Here is a 17,799-nt window from a genome sequence, read left to right as displayed (position 1 = left end):
TCAGTCAATTTATTCGTATAAATAAGCTTTAGTCGTGGACTGGAGTGCTGTCAAACCGCTGTAGTGGCTTCAAGCGTTGCCAGGCATGTCATGGGCATCACGCGTCGCGATGAGAGCCGTGTCCCGGCATGCCATTGCACAACGCTCTTGAAAAGGCTTCGAAGTGGCATAAGGTTTTCATATTCGTTCCTGCTAAAGGAGGTCGTATGGAAACGCACGATTCTCACCGCACGCGAGACACCGACATCGTCATCATTGGCGGTGGTGCTGGCGGGCTGGAGCTGGCGGTCCGCCTGGCCAAGGCAGGCCACAAGGACGTACTGCTGATCGATCGCGAGACCAGCCATGTGTGGAAGCCGCGCCTGCACGAGATCGCGGCAGGCCTCGGGCGTCGGCAGGTCGATGAACTGGGCTATGCCGGTCTGGCCGAGCAGTGGGGGTTTCGCTATGAGTGCGGCACACTCGAAAGCGTGGACCCTGAACAGCGCCAGATCACCCTAGCCGCGATCCCGAGCAGGGAAGACCACGCGAGCGCCGAGGTGCCGGCGCGCGTCAGGGGCTATCGTCAGCTGGTGCTGGCCTTGGGCGGCGTGACGCCGGACATGGGCGTGGAAGGCGTGCTGGAGCATGCCTGCTTGCTGGACTCCCCCGACAACGCCGAGCGCATCGCTCAGCAGTTCTCGCGTGGGCTGCTGGCCAATCATGTGGCGATGGAAATATCACCGACAGACGATGCTGGCCTGTCAGCCAGCCAGGGCGGCGCTCAGGTTGGCATTGAGGGAGGCACTGAGGGAGGCGCTCAAGATAGTGCCAGGGAGTCCCCGGGACGGCCGTATCAGGTGGTGATCGTCGGCTCCGGCGCCACCGGTGTCGAACTGGCCGCCTATCTGCATGAGTCGCGTGGCATGCATGACGCCCCTGCACCCAAGAGCGCGAAGGTCGAGATCACGATTCTCGAGGCCACCGAGACCTTCATGCCCGGTGTCTCACAGGAACTGCGCGAGTCGATCCATCAGCGACTCGAGACGCAGGGCATCAAGATCGAACTGTCTCGTCAGGTCGCCAAGGTGTCCCCCGGCAGTGTCGAGATCCGTGACGGCGACGAGTCGGTGACGCGGGACGCGGATCTGGTGGTCTGGGCGGCAGGGCGTGTCGGGCCTGCCATCGTCGAAGAAGTCGACGCCCTGGAAAGCAACAAGAAGCGTCAATTCACGGTGACGCCCGGGCTGCAATGCCTCGGCCATGACAGCATCTTCGCACTGGGCGATTGTGCCAACATCGATGAGGCACCGCTGCCGCCCACCGCTCAGGTGGCCAGCGAGCAGGCCGAGTTTCTCGCCGATGAACTGCCGCGTCGCCAGCAGGGTGAGCCGGCTCAGGCCTTCGAGTTCAAGGACCGCGGTACCTTGCTGTCACTCTCCAGTGCCGGCAGCGTCGGTGAGCTCAGCGGCAAGTTGAGTGACAAGCTGGGCAATGCCCAGGGCAGTAAGGGCAATGATGATCTGCAGGTGAGAGGACGCTTCGCCCGCGCCGCCTATCAAGGGCTGCAGCGCCAGCACCAGTTCCTGCTGCTAGGGCCGCTGAAGGGCTCCGCCGAGGTGGTCAGTGACGTGCTGCGGCGTAGCATGGGGCCGCGTCTAAAGGTGCACTGAGTCTTGAGCGGATCTTGAGTGATTCTAGAGAGGCTCTTGAATGATTCTAGAGAGGCTCTTGAATGATTCTAGAGAGGCGCTTGAGTGAGCCTCGAGAGAGTCGCCAGCCAGTGATGACAGGCCGACATGCGCCGTGGTGGATTCCACTGGTGCATGTCGGCCTTGTGCTTTTCATGGCGTTATTGCTGCGCCGTCGTGTTCAGGAGGTGGTGCCCAGCGGGTCATGAGGCACCCTGCGGCGTGATTCTCGCGCTGCTTCGGCTTCGCTCTGCGAGCTGGCCAGTGGATAGGTGCCGGGCCTGAGAATGCGCGTGTCCACGTCGTGGATATCACGCAGTCCGCATAAGGCCAGCGTGGTGTCGAGTTCCTTGTGGATGATCTCCAGAGACTTGGTCACGCCTTGTTCGCCCATGGCGCCGAGCCCATAGAGGAAGGCGCGCCCCAGATAGACGCCCTTGGCGCCCATCGCCACCGCCTTGAGCACATCCTGTCCGGAGCGGATGCCGCCATCCATGTGGACCTCTATCCTGTCGCCGACTGCCGCGAGAATGTCCGGCAGGGCGGAGATGGAGGAGGCGGCACCATCCAGCTGTCGTCCGCCGTGGTTGGAGACGATCACCGCATCGGCGCCTGCCTGCACGGCCAGCTCGGCATCTTCCGGTTCCATGATGCCCTTGATGATCAGCTTGCCGCCCCAGCGGTCCTTGATCCACTTGATGTCGTCCCAGCTCAGGCTCGGATCGAATTGGCTGGCGGTCCATTTCGAGAGGGAGCTCAGATTCTCGGCATCCTTCACGTGGCCGGCGATATTGCCGAAGGTGTGGCGCCTGGTCTTGAGCATGCCGGCACACCAGCGCCACTTGGTGGCCAGATCGAGCACGGTCGCCACGGTGGGGCGAGGGGGCACGCTCAGGCCGTTGATCAGGTCCTTGTGGCGCTGGCCGATGATCTGCAGGTCAGCGGTGAGTACCAGCGCGGAACACTCCGCGGCCTTGGCGCGATCGATCAGTCGTCCGATGTAATCCTTGTCGCGCATCACGTAAAGCTGGAACCAGAAGGGCCGTGAGCTGACGGACGCGACGTCCTCGATGGAACAGATGCTCATGGTCGAGAGCGTGAAGGGGATACCGAAGTCACTCGCCGCGCGCGCGGCCAGCATCTCCCCATCGGCATGCTGCATGCCGGTCAGGCCAGTCGGTGCGATCGCCACCGGCATGGCCACCTCCTCGCCGAGCATCTTCGTGCGCAGCGTGCGATTGTCCATGTCGACCATCACTCGTTGGCGCAGCCCGATCGCGGCGAAGTCGGCCTCGTTGGCCCGATAGGTGGACTCCGTCCACGAGCCGGAATCGGCATAGTCGTAGAACATCTTCGGCACGCGGCGTTTCGCCAGGCGTTGCAGGTCATTGATGCAGGTGATGGTCATCCGGGTCTCCATCCGTGGTGGGTCGCGCGGGGGCTGGCAGGGTCACTTGCGCCACTGTCACCGAATCGGGTCATGTCCAGCTATAGGCGATACGTCTAGGGGGAAGCGTTCGGGTGGTGGAATTCAATGAAAAAACCGCGCTTCAGCCCGGCCGACCACCCACAAGACAGTCGATTCCTCCATCGCGTGTCGCGAATTGTCATCTTTGCGTGGAATAATAAGGCATTGGGATGACTTCCGACTGGATGGAGAGATGGCATGGATCAGGCCTGGCCTGAAAGCACGCGCGACAACCTTCGATTTCTGTGTTCGGAAGTGGATAGCCAATATGGCTGGCTGCAGGCGTTCGTGTCCGCGCCGACGGCGGCCATGGCGCGCAAGCTGCTGGAGCGCCAGGGGTACGCCGAGAACCTCTGCCAGCGTATCGAACAGGCATGCCCTGAAGCCCGAAATCACAAGCGCTCGCACGCGCGGGCCCGCTTCCAGCAGAGCCTGGTCGAGGTCGCCAGTGGTCTGGCACGGCTCAGTGAGCTGGCGCGTAGTTGTCTGGAGCAGCTGATTCGCGTCGATGATGTCCAGCTGGTCGATGATGTCGTGTTGGTCAAGTCGCTGCGCCGTGTGCGTCGCGGCATTCTGCGCAGCGAGATGTCGCTGGAGAACGGCTCCCTGTCTCTTGCCCTGAAGCTCGCGCGCAGTCGTGAGAAGCTGAAACGGGACAGTGAAGGCCGCATCCGGGCACTCACCGGCCAGCTCAAGAAGAAGCGCGCTCCCGCCGAAGACCTGACACATCTGCTGTTCGTGGCCCGTGAAATCAGCCAGATGGGCGAGGTGCTGGGGCAGTTGGGTGAGGCGGTCATCTCGGCAACCCTCGGTCAGTCACTCAACTTCGAGCGCTATGCCTCGCTGACGCACCTGGTCAATGAACTCGGCGATGGCCATCAGACGGCGGGCGAGATGCGCGTCGACACCCTAGCCGAGACACGTTCCGGTAGCCGGATCTCTGGGATTGCCAGTGAGAAGGGCAGTGACAAGGGCGATGCGAAGAGCAAGCCGGCCAACCACAAGCAAAAGCGCAGCAAGCAAAAGGGCCGCAAGACAAAGGCGAGCAAGTCCAAGGACAGCAAATCAACCGGCGATCTGCCGCTGACCTCGCCGGAGTATCTGGCCATCTTCAAGGATGGCCTGGGTCGCAAGGTCGAGGAGGAGCGGCAGGGCGTCGAGCGCTGGCACGATATCTACCCCGGCATCGCTCCCCGCATCCTCTCGCATCATCAGCAGGGCGATAGCGCGGCACTCTTGATCGAGCACCTGCCGGGCATGACCCTCGAGCATCTGTTGATAAACGAATCGTCACGCCTCAATCGCACCGCTCAGCAGGCACTGGTCTCGACGCTACACTCGGTGTGGACCACCACCCGTCGCGACAAGCCGGTCACTGCAGGGCACATGCGTCAGTTGCTCAAGCGGCTGAGTGATGTCTATCAGATCCATCCGGAATTTCGCCACTGCGGCGCCTCGCTGTGTGGGCGCGAGATGCCCTCGCTGGAAGCGTTGATTGAGCAGGCCGCAGAGCTGGAGCGTTCGCTCGAGGCTCCTTTCGCCGTCTATATCCACGGCGACTTCAATGTCGACAACATCCTCTTCGATCCGGCGAAGCAGAGCATCCGCTTCATCGATCTTCACCGCTCGGCCTATCAGGACTATGTGCAGGACGTGTCCGTGCACATGGTGTCCCATTACCGTCTGCAATTGACGGATGCGGCGCTGCGGGCCCGTATTCTGGCGCTGGCCTTGAGTTTCGGTCAGCAGATGCGTCGCTTTGCCCATGAGCAGGGCGATACCACCTTTGAATGGCGTCTGGCACTTGGCCTGGCGCGCTCCTTTGCCACCTCGACACGTTTCATTCTCGATGCCGGGTTGGCAGGGCGCATGTTCAACCGCGCACGCTTTATACTCGAGCATGTGCTAGGCGCCGACCCTGAACGGCCGGCCGATTACCGTATTCCCCTGGAGGAGTTGTTCGTTGACTGATTTCAAGATTGGCGTCGTGGGTATTCCCGGCAAGTGGTCGACTGAAGTGTTGGCGGATGCCATCGAAGCACGGACGGGCTTTCGTCTCGTGATCGACATGGCAGACGTCTCGCTGGACCTGACCCGCAACTGCCTCGAATTCCTTGACTCTGCCGGGGTACGTCATGACCTGACCGAGCTGGATGCCCTGATCGTAAAGAAGATCAGCGCGGAATATTCCCCGGGCAGCCTGGACCGCCTGGAGCTGCTGCGTGTCGCCGAGGCCAAGGGCGTGCGTGTCTTCAGCAGCGCGGAAAGCATGATTCGCCTGATCGACCGCCTGAGCTGCACCGTCACACTGGCCAATGCCGACATCCCGATGCCGGCCACGCTGGTCACCGAAGACGTGGCAGCGGCCTGCGAGGCCGTCAAGCGCTTCAAGGCCGCCGTCTTCAAGCCGCTTTTCTCCACCAAGGCGCGGGGCATGTGCATTATCGAGGACACCGGCGATGATGCCGCACTGGAAGCTGCCGTGCGTGAGTTCGCCGCCAAGCACCCGATGATGTATCTGCAGCAGCGCCTCGATCTGCCGGGCCAGGATTACGGCATGGTCTTCGTTGGGGGGCGTTATCTGTGCAGCTACGCGCGGGTCAGTGGGGGTGATGCCTGGAATACCACCATCCACGCCGGTGGCAAGTACGCGCCCTTCGAGCCCTCTGAGGAGCTGATCGCGCTGGCGCAGCGTGCCCAGGCACCGTTCAAGCTCGACTTCACCACCGTCGATGTCGCGCTGACCGACGACGGCCCGATCATCTTTGAAGTCTCGGCCTTCGGTGGTTTCCGTGGTGCGTTGGAAGGTGCCGGTGTCGATGCGGCGGCCGCTTATCTCGATCACGTGATGGAGTGTCTGGCATGACCGCGACGACCTGTGACAGCCCGGCCAGCCTTGCCACGCTGCCCTTTGCAGAGTGGAGGGCCGCCGCCTGCTTCACGGCGCTGACGCCGTCACGCCAGTGCCTGAGCGAGGCGCTGCTGTTTGAGGTGGATGACTTTCGCCTGTGCGTGATGACGGACATGCCACGGCTGCTGCAACGTCTGGCGACATATTTCCGCCATTGCGCGCGCATCGTGGCGCTCGACACGGTCCCGGTAGAAGTCAAGCTCGTGCATGTGCTCGAGGCGCCGGCACTCAAGGACATGCCATCGGCAGCGAGCCTCGGCCTCTTGCCCGAAGCCTTCGTTGATTGGATACCGGAGCCCGGCAAGACACGCCGCAAGGACGCCATCATCGATTTGGCCGATGGGCGCCTGATCCACAAGGTGCGCACGGGCATGGCTTTTCTGCGCAGCAACAACTACAACTTGGCGTTCGGGCCCTGTGAAGACAACGAAAGCCAGGTGATCAACTTCCTGCTCAATCTGCACATGTCGCATCTGCAGCAGAATGACGGCTTGATCTGTCACGCCTCGGCGCTATCGAAGGGCGATCGCGCGGTGGCCATCGCCGCCTTCTCGGGCGGCGGCAAGTCCACCACCATGGTGAAGGCGCTCGACAATCCCGAGTTCGACTTCATCAGCAATGACCGGCTGTTCCTGGACTTCCCGGGGCCTGATGGAACGCTGCGTGCCCGAGGCGTCGCCAAGTTGCCACGTATCAACCCTGGCACCATGCTCAACAATCCACGACTGCGGCCGCTGCTGGACCCCGCGCGTATCGCAGGCTATGAAGCGATGCCGCGTGATGCGCTGTGGGACCTGGAAGAGAAGCACGACCTGATCATCGAGGACGTCTACGGCCCCGGGCGTATCCGCGCCAGCGGCGAGCTTGCAGCCATGGTGATACTCAACTGGACGCGTGGCAGCGAGGCGCCGCTCGAGGTGCGCGAGGTCGAGGTCAGCCGCAGCGAAGCGCTGATACGCGCGGTGATGAAGACACCGGGGCCCTTCCACCAGCAGCGGGATGGCCGTTTCGTGCCCAATGGCGCAAGCCTTGATCCCGCGCCGTATCTGGAGCGCCTGGCGGGAATCCGCGTGCTTGAGGTGACCGGGCGCGTGGACTTCGCCGCGCTGGTCGAGAACCACCTGACCCCCTTGCTGGAGGCTTGAACATGCGTCGTGAACTGCTGTTGATGCGCCACGGAAAGTCGGACTGGTCAGTGGCAGCTGACGACTTCCATCGCCCCCTCAAGGAGCGCGGCAAGCGGGGCGCCCAGCGCATGGGAGCCTGGCTTGCCCAAGAGGCGCTGGTGCCGGATGCCATCCTGAGCTCGCCGGCCCTTCGCGCGCGCGCCACAGCGGAAAAGTGCGTGAAGTCGATGGGCCTCGGCGTCGACATGATCGAGCTTAAGCCTGCGCTTTACTGCGAGGACGAGGCGCCGCTGCTCAAGACGGTGCGCGCCTGCCCGGACAGCGTGCAGCGACTGATGATCATCGGTCATAACCCGGCATTGGAAGATGCGCTGGTGTGGCTGACCGGCAAACGGCCGCGTCCGCCCAAGGAGACCAAGCTGCTGCCGACGGCGGCGGTGGTCAAGCTGACCTTCGAGGGGCGCTGGGAAGACCTGCGCTCCGGCCAGATGAGTCTGGAGCTGATCCAGCGCGTGCGTGCCTTGCCGGATGGCTTCCCCTGGCCATTCCCCGCCGGTGAGGAGCGCCGCGAACGCCCCGCCTATTACTACCGTCAATCGGCCGTCCTGCCCTGTCGTCTGCAGGGGGAAGGCGACGATGCCCAGTGGGAGGTGCTGCTGATCGGTTCTTCCTCCAATCGTCACTGGAGCCTGCCCAAGGGGATCGTCGAGCCGGGGCTGAGTCCGCTTGAGTCCGCGCTCAAGGAAGCCCGCGAGGAAGCGGGCATCGAGGCGGAGGCGCTGGACCACGCAGCGCTGGAATTCAGTTACGAGAAGTGGGGCGCTCCTGTCGCGGCCAGTCTGCACGCCGTGAGAGTCGTACATGAGCAGGAGGAGAGCGAACGGGAGGAACCGCATCGCAGTCGGCGCTGGGTGGCGGCGGAGGTCGTGCCGAGCCTGTTGAAGAACCACGAGATGGGGCACGCCGTCATGGCGCTGCTGGCACGGCTTGAGCAGTCGCGCCAGGCGACGTGAGCGCGGGAGACAGGCGCCTTTAGCTCCATTGGCGCCACTTGCCCCGTACGAGGCGACGCATGGCGAGGACCGCCAGCATGAATCAATACCGAGTGAAGACGGGAAGAGCGACGGCCGATGACTGATGAACCGACAATCCGACGTGTGGCATTGATTCGTCATGCCGACTATCACCAGCAGATTGATACCCCGAGCGCGCTGCAGCCGTTTCCCTTGACCCGTCGCGGTGAGCGTCAGGCGCGAGAGGGAGCCGAGGAAGTGCTGACGCTGTGTCAGGCACATGGCTGGCAACCGGCCAGCACGGTACATGCCTCCAGCCTGTTGCGTGCCTGGCAGACGGCGCAGGTGATGAACGAGGTCATGGGAGACAGGACAGAGCGTGAGTTCTCGCTCATGGCACATGATGCCCTGTGGGAGCGCAGTCTGGGCAGCGCCGCCAATCTGACCACGGCGCAGATCGCCGAAGCGGTGCGTCATGACCCTCGTGTGGATTTCCTGCCGGCCGACTGGAAATCCAACAGCCACTTTCGCCTGCCGCTGCCGGGGGCTGAATCCCTGATGCAGGCCGGTCAGCGGGTGGCCGACTTCATTGCTTCGTTGCCGGCTTCCACATCAACCCCCACATCGGGCGCTACGCTGACGCTGATCGTCGGCCATGGCGCAGCGCTGCGGCATGCGGCCCATCTGCTGGGCGTGCTGGACTTCGACCAGATTGCCGGGCTGAGCATGCACCATGCGCGGCCGGTGGTCATCGAGGAAACTCCGTCAGGGTCATGGCGGCATGTGGCTGGCGAGTGGAAGGTGCGCCAGCGTCACGAGCCCGCGCAGGACTGAGTTGGCGGCCAGTCGGCGGGGTACTGAAGTGCAAAGAATGGGCGGAGTGCTGGAGAGCAGGGGGTGGGCGGAGTGATTTACAGCAGAGAAGCAGGCCAGCGCACCAGCGTGATGCGAGTCTGTCATCTTTCTGTGATCAAACGGTCATAAGCTTGTCGCCCTGTGCTCGCGAGCTAACCCACATTCCTCATCCCCGGATGGGCCCTAAGGGGCGGCAAGGCGCTTGCTTGCCACAAGCCGGTAGTTCAATGAGGCAAGCAGATGCCACAAGGAGATAGCCCAATGACCCTCAGCCCCCCCATGAGCGACGCCGTACCGCGTTACCGAGGCCCGACGCGTTATCTGAAGGCGCTGCCCAGTCACGCGGCTCAGTGGCCCGAGACACATCAGCACCTGCGCGCCGGTGACAAGGTGTCCCGCGCCGCTCGCAAGCTCGGCAGCAAGGACTGGCCACGCCGCGATGTCATCTTCATCTCCGATGCGCATGCCGACGCGGAAGCCTTCATCGCGTCTCTGGTGGCCAGTGGCGGCGTGCGCCTGACCTCGCGGGACAACCTGGTGTTGACGGCGCGGGGCAAGCGCAGTGTCTTCGTCATCGGCGGTGACTGCCTCGACAAGGGGCCCAGCAATCTGGAACTGCTGGAAGCCCTGCGCACCTTGATGCGCAGCGGGGCACGCCTCAAGTTGCTGGCGGGCAATCACGACATGCGGCTGATGCTGGCGCTGATGCGGCTGAGTCATGATGATTCGGCGCGGACCGATCATCTGTTCGTGCGCATGGGCGCCAAGGGCCTGGCGCTGCTCAAGGAAGTCTTCGATCACTATCTGGCGGACAGACCGCGGGCGATGAAGAGCATTCCCTCGCGAAGTGAGTGCCGGCGGCGCCTGTACCCGGGGCCGGACTGGGCGGAGCAGTTTCGCAAATCGGCAGGCCATGTGCTCAAGGGGGAGGCGCTGGAAAAGGAGATCACTCGCCTGAGCGCCAAGGCGGATGGCTTCGAGCATGTCTGTGAGAAACATGGTCTCTCGTTGCGCCAGACCTATGCCGCCGCGCTCAAGGCCCACGAGCTGTTTCTCAAGCCCGGCGGGCGCTTTGCCTGGTTCTTCGACGAGATGCGCCTCGCCTATCGCAGTGGCGCCTTCCTGCATGTTCACGCAGGCGTGGACGATACCTTCGCCAGACGACTCGGCCGCCAGAAGGTCTCGCAGGTCAATCAGGAATTCCGGCGCATCCTGCGCGAAGACCCGTTCACCTTCTATTACGGTGAGCTGGCCAATGTACTGCGCACCAAATATCGCAAGAGCGACATGGTGCTGAGCGCCGCGGGCGTCAAGCGCCTGCACAAGGTCGGCATTCGTGCCGTGATGCATGGTCACGTCAATCATCAGGCGGGCCAGCAACTGGGCTGGCGCCACGGGCTTCTGCATATCGAGGGCGACGTCACCCTGGATCGCAATTCACGCCGCAAGGAAGGGCTGAATGGCGTGGGCATGGGGGCGACGCTGATAGAAGCCTGTGGACGCATCGTCGGCATCAGCAATGACCATCCCGAGGTCAAGGTCTACGCGCCCTGAAACAGGCACAGGAGAGGCAGGTGAAAGACGACAAGCAGGACAAGTCGCTGTTCCGACATGAATCATTGCAATCCATCGATGGCGTTCAGGACATTCTCAAGGCCATCATCAAGGGGCTGGGCAAGGGGCTTTTGTCATTTCGCGATGAGGACGGCGAGATACGGCTGGCACCGCGCGGCCTGATGACCCTCAAGGTCACGGCGCGGCGAGAAGATGATCATCATCGCCTCGATATTCGCCTGTCATGGCATGCCAAGCCCGGCGCCAAACGCAACAAGACGCTCAAGGTTCTTGATGAGTGAGGTCAGCGTGCGCTGGCATTGACCCAGATCAAGTCTCTGCCAGTCCGCGGCCCGTAGTGAGATGGCCGGCATGTCCGCGCTCGAGCCACTATGGTATATGTAGCATGCTGCATATTGAGTTGTGTCTTGCGACACGGCCGCTCCCCATGATCAGGACATGTCATTGATGCCTTCAACTCCTCAGCACCGGTGCGGTGCTGATCACCCCTCGTTTCGCTTGTACTCCGCCAGCCTCCCGGCAAAGCCTGCCGTCAGGCCCACAAGGCGCTGGCAGCAGTGGCTGGCGGCCGCCGTGCTTGCCTGTTTGCCGCTGGGCGCACAGGCCGCAGACGATGCGCTGGCCGCTGACAAGCCGCTCTCGGTGTCGGCCATTCAGGCCATCGAATCAGAGGTCGGCGCGCGAATCGGTGTCACCGTTCTGGATACCGCCGATGGCACCCGTTTCAGCTGGCGGGGGGATGAGCGCTTCCCCATGAGCAGCACCTTCAAGGTGCTGGCCTGCGGTCATCTTCTCTCCCGGGTGGACGAAGGCCAGGAATCGTTGTCACGCACTGTGGAGATTCGCCCGGCGGATCTCGTGACCTATTCCCCCATCACCGAGCATCACACCCAGGATGGCGGGCTGACGCTCGAGGCGTTGTGCCATGCCACCATCACGACCAGCGACAATACCGCGGGCAACCTGATTCTCGATGCTCTGGGCGGGCCTGCCGCACTGACGGCCTATTTGCGGCGTCTGGACGATGACAGCACGCGGCTGGACAGACGTGAAACGGCGCTCAATGAGGCCACTCCCGGTGATCCGCGCGATACCACCACGCCGCACGCGATGGCGGCCACCCTGCAGCGACTGCTGGTGGGGGATGCGCTGAGCGAGCCATCGCGCCTGGCCCTGCAGGGCTGGATGCTGGCCAACACCACCGGCGATGACAAGCTGCGGGCGGCCTTGCCCGATGACTGGCAGATCGCGGACAAGACCGGTGGTGGGGGATATGGCACCAACAATGACGTTGCCATCCTGTGGCCGCCGTTGCGTGCTCCGTTGATCGTGGCGGTCTATCTGACCGAAAGCGAGGCGGAACTGGCAGCGCGCAATGCCGCGATTGCCGATGTCGGGCGTCTGCTGGTCAAGCAAGTGCTGGAGGCTGAGGCGAGTCGCTGATGGTGGGGTGCTGGCATGGCGTGCGTGAAGTATGGGCAACTCAGCGTTGCCGTCATCACGGCCAACCTGCGCTTGTGGCGCCTGTTCGGTGCCCGCATTGTGCTTGCACTGCATCGGCATTGACAGCACGGACCTGGCACGGACCTTCTCGCCATGTTAGTGCCTGCGTCTTGCCGAACCCGCCCTGTCTGCCTCCAGAGGAACTCCATGTCCACACTGTTTTCATCGCTGAAACTCGGCCCGCTCACGCTGGACAATCGCATCATCATCGCACCGATGTGTCAGTACTCCGCCGAGGAGGGCCGGATGCAGGCCTGGCATGATCAGCATCTTGGCAATCTCGCCCAGTCCGGGGCTGGGCTGTTGATCTTCGAGGCCAGCGCCGTTGCCCCGGAAGGGCGCATCACCCATGGCGATGTCGGACTCTACGATGAGGCTTGCCAGCAAGCCATGCAGGGAGTCGTCGAGCGTATCCGCCGCTATTCGCCGATGCCGCTGGCGGTGCAGATCGGTCATGCGGGGCGCAAGGCATCCTGCCAGAAGCCCTGGAAGGGCGGTGCTGCCATCGCGCCCGGCAACGAAAACGGCTGGCAGGTACTCGCCCCCAGCGCGATTCCCTTCAGCGAAGGCGGGCCGCTCCCCGAGGCGATGAGTGGCGAGCAGATCCGCCGCACCATCGCGGACTTCGTGGCGGCGGCGCAGCGCGCCGTCGACATCGGCCTGGATGGTATCGAGCTGCATGCGGCGCATGGTTATCTGCTGCATGAGTTCCTGTCGCCGCTCAGCAATCAGCGCGACGATGACTATGGAGGCTCGCTCGAGAACCGCATGCGTCTGACGCTGGAAGTCTTTGACGCCGTACGGGCTGCCATCCCGCAGCATGTGATGCTGGGCATTCGTATCAGCGCCACGGATTGGGTCGAAGGCGGCTGGGACCTCGAGCAGAGCATTGAACTTGCCAAGGCGCTGGACCTTCGTGGCTGCCACTATCTGCATGTCTCCAGTGGCGGGCTCAGCGCGCAGCAGCAGATTCCGGTAGCGCCCAACTATCAGGTGCCGCACGCCGAGGCCCTGAAGGCGCAGGTGAAGATGCCGGTGATTGCCGTTGGCCTGATCACCGAGCCGCAGCAGGCCGAAGACTTGCTGGCGAACGAGCGTGCCGATGCCATCGCGCTGGCGCGTGGCATCCTCTACGACCCGCGCTGGCCGTGGCACGCGGCCGCTGCGCTGGGTGACACCGTCAAGGCCGCGCCCCAGTACCTGCGATGCCAGCCGCATGGTCTGAAGTCGCTGCTGGAGAATCAGCAGGACTGAGCCGCGTGAAGCGCCATTGAAGAGGTGAAAAGCCATTGAGGGCTGACGCCCGCGTTCACGAGCCCCTGCTCGCTGATCGCGGGCGTTTTCGTGTGCGCTGCTCATGGGCACTGCTTGTGTGGTGGGGATCTTTCGGGGCAGGGGCGTTGCACGATCAGAGCGATGATCAAGGCCCGGTTCGGGCCAGCAAGGCGGGGGTGAGCACACGATGGTTGGCACTAGTTATACGACTGTGCAATAGTGTCGAAAACCCGCTCTAATCCATCGGTCGCCAGTCGTGTCACAAGGAGAGCCAATGCCAAGCCAAGCCCCGATTCTGGGTGTCTATCTGAGTGAGTCCCTGGACCTGGACAGCGTCTACGGTGAAGCGCTGCGCCAGCTGGGCGACGATGTCGTGCTGCGTCATCCGCATGAGATCGAAGACCCTGAAGAGGTGCGCTTCGCCATCTGCTGGCAGCCGGGAGAGGACGCCTTCACGCCGTACCCGAATCTCACGCTTGCCATGTCGATCGCGGCGGGGGTGGACGCCCTGCTGGGGCATCCGGGGCTCTCGGCCGAGGTTCAGGTCGCACGGGTGCGCGACCCGCATCAGGCGTATCTGATGGCCGGTTTCGCCGCTCACGAGGTACTGCATCGCGAGCGCGAGTTTGCCGTCATGGCCGACAATGCCACGCGTGGCGAATGGCAGCCGTTGGCAATGCGTGCGCCAGAGAAGGCACAGGTGGCAGTACTGGGCCACGGCAGCATGGGGCGCGCCGTGGTCACTTCGCTGACGACCCTGGGATTCTCGGTGACGGTCGCCTGTCGCAGCGAACCGGCTGCGCCGGTGCCGGGTGTACGCTATCTGACCGGTGATGACGCCGTCATGTCGGCGGCCGATAGTGCCGATTATCTGGTCAATATCCTGCCACTGACTCCGGTGACCGAGAACGTGCTGAACGCTGCCTTGTTCGCCCGGCTGCGCCGTGGCGCCTGGCTGGTGCAGATTGGCCGTGGCGAGCACCTGGTGGAAGCGGACCTTGAAGCCGCGCTCGACGCCGGGCAACTGGCGGGAGCAACGCTGGATGTCTTCCGCGAGGAGCCGTTGCCGCCCACTCATCGCTGGTGGAAGGACACGCGCCTGCGCATCACGCCGCACGTGGCCAGTGATTCGCTGCCCGAGGTGGTGGCCGAGCAGGTGGTGGCCACGGCACGTGAGTTGCGTGATGGCCTGCCGCTCACGCTGGGCGTGGATCGCCAGCGCGGCTATTGAGGGCCGCAGCGATCGAGGCCCACGGCGCTTGAGCCCCGAAGGTGGATGCTTCAATGCTTTTGAGGGCTCAGTCTAGCCTTTCTCGACCCCAGACAGCGACATTGTGATCACAGGAGACAGCAACATGCCGGCATCGACCATGAGTGACGCGGAGTGGCAAGCACGTCTGGACCTGGCGGCCTGCTATCGGTTGGCAGCGCACTATCGCATGACCGACCTGATCTACACCCACATCACGGCGCGGGTGCCGGATGAGGAAGGGCATTTTCTGATCAATCCCTATGGCTGGCGCTGGGAGGAGATCACGGCGTCCTCGCTGGTCAAGATCGACGTCAACGGCCAGAAGGTCGATGACAGCGCCGCGCGGGTCAATCCGGCCGGTTTCACCATTCACTCGGCGATCCATGCGGCAAGTCACTCAGCCAGCTGGATCATGCATACCCATACGCGTGCCGGCGTAGCGGTATCGAGCCTGGAGGAGGGACTTCTGCCCCTGAACCAGATTGCTCTGCAGTTCCATGGCCGCGTCTCCTACCACGATTACGAGGGTATCGCGCTGGATCTGGATGAGCGCGAGCGCATCGTGGCAAGCCTTGGCGACAATCCGGCGCTGATCCTGCGCAATCATGGCCTCCTGACCACCGGTGCCTCTGCCGCCGAGATGTTCAACAACATGTTCTATCTCGAGCGCAGCTGCGAGATCCAGGTCGCGACCCTGTCCATGGGCCAGCCGGTGCGCCGCCTGTCACCCGAGATCTGTGAGCATGTGGTCGGTCAGTACGACATGGCCATTCACGAGGAGGGTGATCTGGCACTGGAATGGGACGCTCATCTGCGACTGCTGGAGAGTCTTGGCTGTGATTATCGTTGTTGAGTATTGCCAATTTGCTGCGCGCATCAGTGACACACAACAGGAGTTGCTGACATGAGTCGCAAGGCATTTCAGCGGCTTTCCCAGGATCAGCGTCGTCGCGATCTGCTGGAGGCCACCCTGAGCTGTGTCGCGCAGCACGGTCTGGCTGGCGCCAGCGTGCGCCGCGTAGCAGAGGCAGCCGGCGTCTCGCCCGGGCTGATTCGTCACCACTTCGGTACCAAGGACGACATGGTACGGGCCGCCTATGCCTACATGATGGGCCAGCTGACCTCCGATATCGCCGATGCCAGCCCAGCCAGCGATGACTCCCCGGCGTGTCGTCTGGCGCGCTTCATCGCGGCGAGTCTCACCCAGCCCAACCTGGCCGCCCACAAGATCTCCCTGTGGGCGACCTTCATCGGTCGGGTGCGCCACGATGCCAGCTATTCGGCGGTGCACCAGGAAACCTATCGCGAGTTTCTCGACTTGCTCGCACAGCTGGTCCGGCCGGTGCTGAGCGCCCACGCACTGCCCGCCACCGAGAGCGAATGTCAGGAGCAGGCGATTGCCCTCAATGGCTTGATCGATGGCCTGTGGCTGGAAGGTGGGCTGGAACACGGCCTCTATCCGGTCGAGCGGCTGCCCGCGATTGCCATGCGGGCGGCAGAGGGCATCCTGCGGCTGCCACAGGGCACCTTGCTTGAGCACGTCGCTATCACGACATCACCCCCACCTCACAGGAGTTGAGCATGCGCTACGCCACCATTACCGAACGACTGAGTGATCTGGGCGGTGACAAATGGGCCGTTCACAGCGCCGCCCGCCAACGTATCCAGGCCGGCGAGCCGATCATCGAGCTGACCATCGGAGAGCCGGATATCGCCACGCATCCGGCCCTGGTCGAGCACTGTGTCGAGGCGCTGCGCGCCGGTCGTACCCGCTATTCCGATGGCCGTGGTGAACCTGGGCTGGTCGCGGCGCTGGCCGAGCGCTACGCCGCGCGCATGCCCGAGATCAGCGCAGACAACGTGCTGTGTTTCCCCGGCACCCAGACGGCGCTGTTCGCGGTGATGCTGGCACTGGTGGAGGAGGGAGCCGGTGTGCTGACCGGCGACCCCTACTACGCCACCTATGAGGGCGTGATACGTGGCGCCGGTGGGGACCTGCAGCCGGTGCCGCTGCGCATGGAGCATGGTTTCGTGTTGCAGCCACACGACCTGGCCGCAGCCATCACGCCGCAGAGCCGTGTCTTGCTGCTCAATACCCCGCACAACCCGACCGGCGCGGTCATGGACCGTGCGACCCTCGAGCAGCTCGGTGAGCTATGTCGCGAGCATGATCTGTGGATCGTCTGCGATGAAGTCTATGAAGCGCTGATCTTCACGGGGGAATTCGTCTCGCCGCTGGAAATCGAGGCACTGCGTGAGCGCACCGTGGTGGTGTCCTCCATCTCCAAGAGCCATGCCGCTACAGGCTTTCGCAGTGGCTGGGCCATCGGATCGGCGGAATTCTGTCGTCGATTGTTGCCTGTCTCGGAAACCATGCTGTTCGGCAACCAGCCCTTCATCGCCGACATGACCGAGGCCGCACTGCGCGGGGATTTCGATACCACCGAGCGTCTGCGCGATTCTCTCGGGCGCCGCGCGCGTCTGGTGCATGAGGCGCTGGCGGCCATCCCGCAGCTGTCCTCCAGCCTGCCCCAGGGCGGCATGTTCCTGATGGTCGATGTCTCCCGCACCGGCCTTGACGGTGAGCAATTCGCCTGGCGGCTACTGGAACAGCAGCAGGTGGCGGTGATGCCCGGCAGTGTGTTCGGTGATTGCGGTACCCCCCTGGTGCGTGTCGCCCTGACCGTACCGGATGACACCCTGCTGGAAGCGGTGCAGCGCATGGCCATGCTGTGTGACCAGCTGGAAGCCGAGGTCGTGGCCTGAGATCGTGGTCTGGGATCATGGCTAGATCCGTCGCCTGAACGCAGAAACGCCGCCCTCGGGCGGCGTTTCTGCGTTCAACGGTGCTCATGCCGGGCCATCATTTCCAGCCCATCTGCCAAACGCCGTCTTCCTTGAGCTCGCGCCAGGCGAGGGTGTAATCCTTGCGGGTCAATACCGCCTGCAGCACGACCTCGACCACATGCTCATCCTGCTCATCGCGAATCAGGCGCGTGACGATGAAATGTCGCTCACGATGGCGGGGAGACACGGCAGTCCACTTGCTCTGCAACAGTTTCTCGGGGTTGATGCGATTCATGGCGGGCTCTTGGAAATGAAAAGTGATGAGAGACTCACGATGTCATACGGCAGGCGGGCTCTCGTTGA

16 protein-coding genes are annotated in these 17,799 nt (G+C 63.3%); 14 read left to right on the top strand and 2 right to left on the bottom strand.

All coding sequences use genetic code 11. The annotated features are described in order from the left end of the window. Positions 1-206: 206 nt before the first annotated feature. Entirely contained in the window at positions 207-1,652 is a 1,446-nt protein-coding gene (locus NH396_RS03335; RefSeq protein ID WP_253061648.1) for an FAD-dependent oxidoreductase, read from the top strand. Positions 1,653-1,851: 199 nt separating this feature from the next. Here NH396_RS03335 and NH396_RS03330 read toward each other — a convergent pair whose 3' ends face one another. Next, on the bottom strand, positions 1,852-3,078 hold the full coding sequence (locus tag NH396_RS03330; RefSeq protein WP_290441689.1) for an alpha-hydroxy acid oxidase: 1,227 nt from the start codon (positions 3,076-3,078) through the stop codon (positions 1,852-1,854). Positions 3,079-3,336: 258 nt separating this feature from the next. Here NH396_RS03330 and NH396_RS03325 point away from each other — a divergent pair, with 258 nt between their 5' ends. The 13 genes from NH396_RS03325 to NH396_RS03265 all read left to right on the top strand — a co-directional run bounded on the left by NH396_RS03325 (position 3,337) and on the right by NH396_RS03265 (position 17,415). Beyond that, entirely contained in the window at positions 3,337-5,109 is a 1,773-nt protein-coding gene (locus NH396_RS03325) for an aminoglycoside phosphotransferase family protein (RefSeq protein ID WP_253061646.1), read from the top strand. After that, on the top strand, positions 5,102-6,004 hold the full coding sequence (locus NH396_RS03320; protein ID WP_253061644.1) for a GAK system ATP-grasp enzyme: 903 nt from the start codon (positions 5,102-5,104) through the stop codon (positions 6,002-6,004). The genes NH396_RS03325 and NH396_RS03320 overlap by 8 nt, the downstream gene beginning before the upstream one ends. Further along, the gene (locus NH396_RS03315) at positions 6,001-7,194 is read left to right on the top strand and encodes an HprK-related kinase B (RefSeq protein WP_253061642.1); all 1,194 of its coding nucleotides are present in this window, start codon (positions 6,001-6,003) and stop codon (positions 7,192-7,194) included. The genes NH396_RS03320 and NH396_RS03315 overlap by 4 nt, the downstream gene beginning before the upstream one ends. A 2-nt stretch (positions 7,195-7,196) precedes the next feature. Beyond that, the gene (locus NH396_RS03310; protein ID WP_253061640.1) at positions 7,197-8,189 is read left to right on the top strand and encodes an NUDIX domain-containing protein; all 993 of its coding nucleotides are present in this window, start codon (positions 7,197-7,199) and stop codon (positions 8,187-8,189) included. A 117-nt stretch (positions 8,190-8,306) separates the two neighbouring features. Next, positions 8,307-9,023: a histidine phosphatase family protein gene (locus NH396_RS03305; RefSeq protein WP_253061638.1), complete on the top strand. Its 717-nt coding sequence runs from the start codon at positions 8,307-8,309 to the stop codon at positions 9,021-9,023. Between the two features lie 282 nt (positions 9,024-9,305). Continuing rightward, complete coding sequence (locus NH396_RS03300; protein ID WP_253061636.1) at positions 9,306-10,598, top strand: metallophosphoesterase; 1,293 nt, start codon at positions 9,306-9,308, stop codon at positions 10,596-10,598. Positions 10,599-10,618: 20 nt separating this feature from the next. After that, on the top strand, positions 10,619-10,900 hold the full coding sequence (locus NH396_RS03295) for an amphi-Trp domain-containing protein (RefSeq protein WP_054555998.1): 282 nt from the start codon (positions 10,619-10,621) through the stop codon (positions 10,898-10,900). Between the two features lie 292 nt (positions 10,901-11,192). Beyond that, positions 11,193-12,062: a class A beta-lactamase gene (gene bla / locus NH396_RS03290; protein ID WP_253061635.1), complete on the top strand. Its 870-nt coding sequence runs from the start codon at positions 11,193-11,195 to the stop codon at positions 12,060-12,062. 207 nt (positions 12,063-12,269) lie between these two features. After that, positions 12,270-13,376, top strand: a complete 1,107-nt coding sequence (locus tag NH396_RS03285) for an NADH:flavin oxidoreductase/NADH oxidase (RefSeq protein WP_253061634.1) — start codon at positions 12,270-12,272, stop codon at positions 13,374-13,376. Between the two features lie 295 nt (positions 13,377-13,671). After that, positions 13,672-14,628 carry an NAD(P)-dependent oxidoreductase gene (locus tag NH396_RS03280; protein WP_253061632.1) on the top strand — a complete coding sequence of 319 codons (957 nt, stop codon included), beginning with the start codon at positions 13,672-13,674 and terminating at the stop codon, positions 14,626-14,628. Positions 14,629-14,752: 124 nt separating this feature from the next. Further along, the gene (locus NH396_RS03275; RefSeq protein ID WP_253061630.1) at positions 14,753-15,502 is read left to right on the top strand and encodes a class II aldolase/adducin family protein; all 750 of its coding nucleotides are present in this window, start codon (positions 14,753-14,755) and stop codon (positions 15,500-15,502) included. A gap of 51 nt (positions 15,503-15,553) precedes the next feature. Then, complete coding sequence (locus NH396_RS03270) at positions 15,554-16,228, top strand: TetR family transcriptional regulator C-terminal domain-containing protein (RefSeq protein WP_253061628.1); 675 nt, start codon at positions 15,554-15,556, stop codon at positions 16,226-16,228. Positions 16,229-16,230: 2 nt separating this feature from the next. Continuing rightward, complete coding sequence (locus tag NH396_RS03265; RefSeq protein ID WP_253061626.1) at positions 16,231-17,415, top strand: pyridoxal phosphate-dependent aminotransferase; 1,185 nt, start codon at positions 16,231-16,233, stop codon at positions 17,413-17,415. 97 nt (positions 17,416-17,512) lie between these two features. On the opposite strand, the gene NH396_RS03260 is transcribed toward NH396_RS03265, so the two are convergent. Further along, on the bottom strand, positions 17,513-17,731 hold the full coding sequence (locus NH396_RS03260; protein WP_253061624.1) for a TIGR02450 family Trp-rich protein: 219 nt from the start codon (positions 17,729-17,731) through the stop codon (positions 17,513-17,515). Positions 17,732-17,799: the final 68 nt, after the last annotated feature.

Origin of the sequence: Cobetia sp. Dlab-2-AX (assembly GCF_024124625.1) — a bacterium.
GTDB lineage: Bacteria > Pseudomonadota > Gammaproteobacteria > Pseudomonadales > Halomonadaceae > Cobetia.
This window is presented reverse-complemented; position numbering and strand designations above follow the sequence as displayed.

Excerpts from the sequence above, each read along its gene's own strand:
- NH396_RS03335 (WP_253061648.1), top strand. The coding sequence starts at position 207 with ATGGAAACGCACGATTCTCACCGCACGCGAGACACCGACATCGTCATC.
- NH396_RS03330 (WP_290441689.1), bottom strand. The coding sequence starts at position 3,078 with ATGACCATCACCTGCATCAATGACCTGCAACGCCTGGCGAAACGCCGC.
- NH396_RS03325 (WP_253061646.1), top strand. The coding sequence starts at position 3,337 with ATGGATCAGGCCTGGCCTGAAAGCACGCGCGACAACCTTCGATTTCTG.
- NH396_RS03315 (WP_253061642.1), top strand. The coding sequence starts at position 6,001 with ATGACCGCGACGACCTGTGACAGCCCGGCCAGCCTTGCCACGCTGCCC.
- NH396_RS03310 (WP_253061640.1), top strand. The coding sequence starts at position 7,197 with ATGCGTCGTGAACTGCTGTTGATGCGCCACGGAAAGTCGGACTGGTCA.
- NH396_RS03305 (WP_253061638.1), top strand. The coding sequence starts at position 8,307 with ATGACTGATGAACCGACAATCCGACGTGTGGCATTGATTCGTCATGCC.
- NH396_RS03300 (WP_253061636.1), top strand. The coding sequence starts at position 9,306 with ATGACCCTCAGCCCCCCCATGAGCGACGCCGTACCGCGTTACCGAGGC.
- NH396_RS03285 (WP_253061634.1), top strand. The coding sequence starts at position 12,270 with ATGTCCACACTGTTTTCATCGCTGAAACTCGGCCCGCTCACGCTGGAC.
- NH396_RS03280 (WP_253061632.1), top strand. The coding sequence starts at position 13,672 with ATGCCAAGCCAAGCCCCGATTCTGGGTGTCTATCTGAGTGAGTCCCTG.
- NH396_RS03275 (WP_253061630.1), top strand. The coding sequence starts at position 14,753 with ATGCCGGCATCGACCATGAGTGACGCGGAGTGGCAAGCACGTCTGGAC.
- NH396_RS03270 (WP_253061628.1), top strand. The coding sequence starts at position 15,554 with ATGAGTCGCAAGGCATTTCAGCGGCTTTCCCAGGATCAGCGTCGTCGC.
- NH396_RS03265 (WP_253061626.1), top strand. The coding sequence starts at position 16,231 with ATGCGCTACGCCACCATTACCGAACGACTGAGTGATCTGGGCGGTGAC.
- NH396_RS03260 (WP_253061624.1), bottom strand. The coding sequence starts at position 17,731 with ATGAATCGCATCAACCCCGAGAAACTGTTGCAGAGCAAGTGGACTGCC.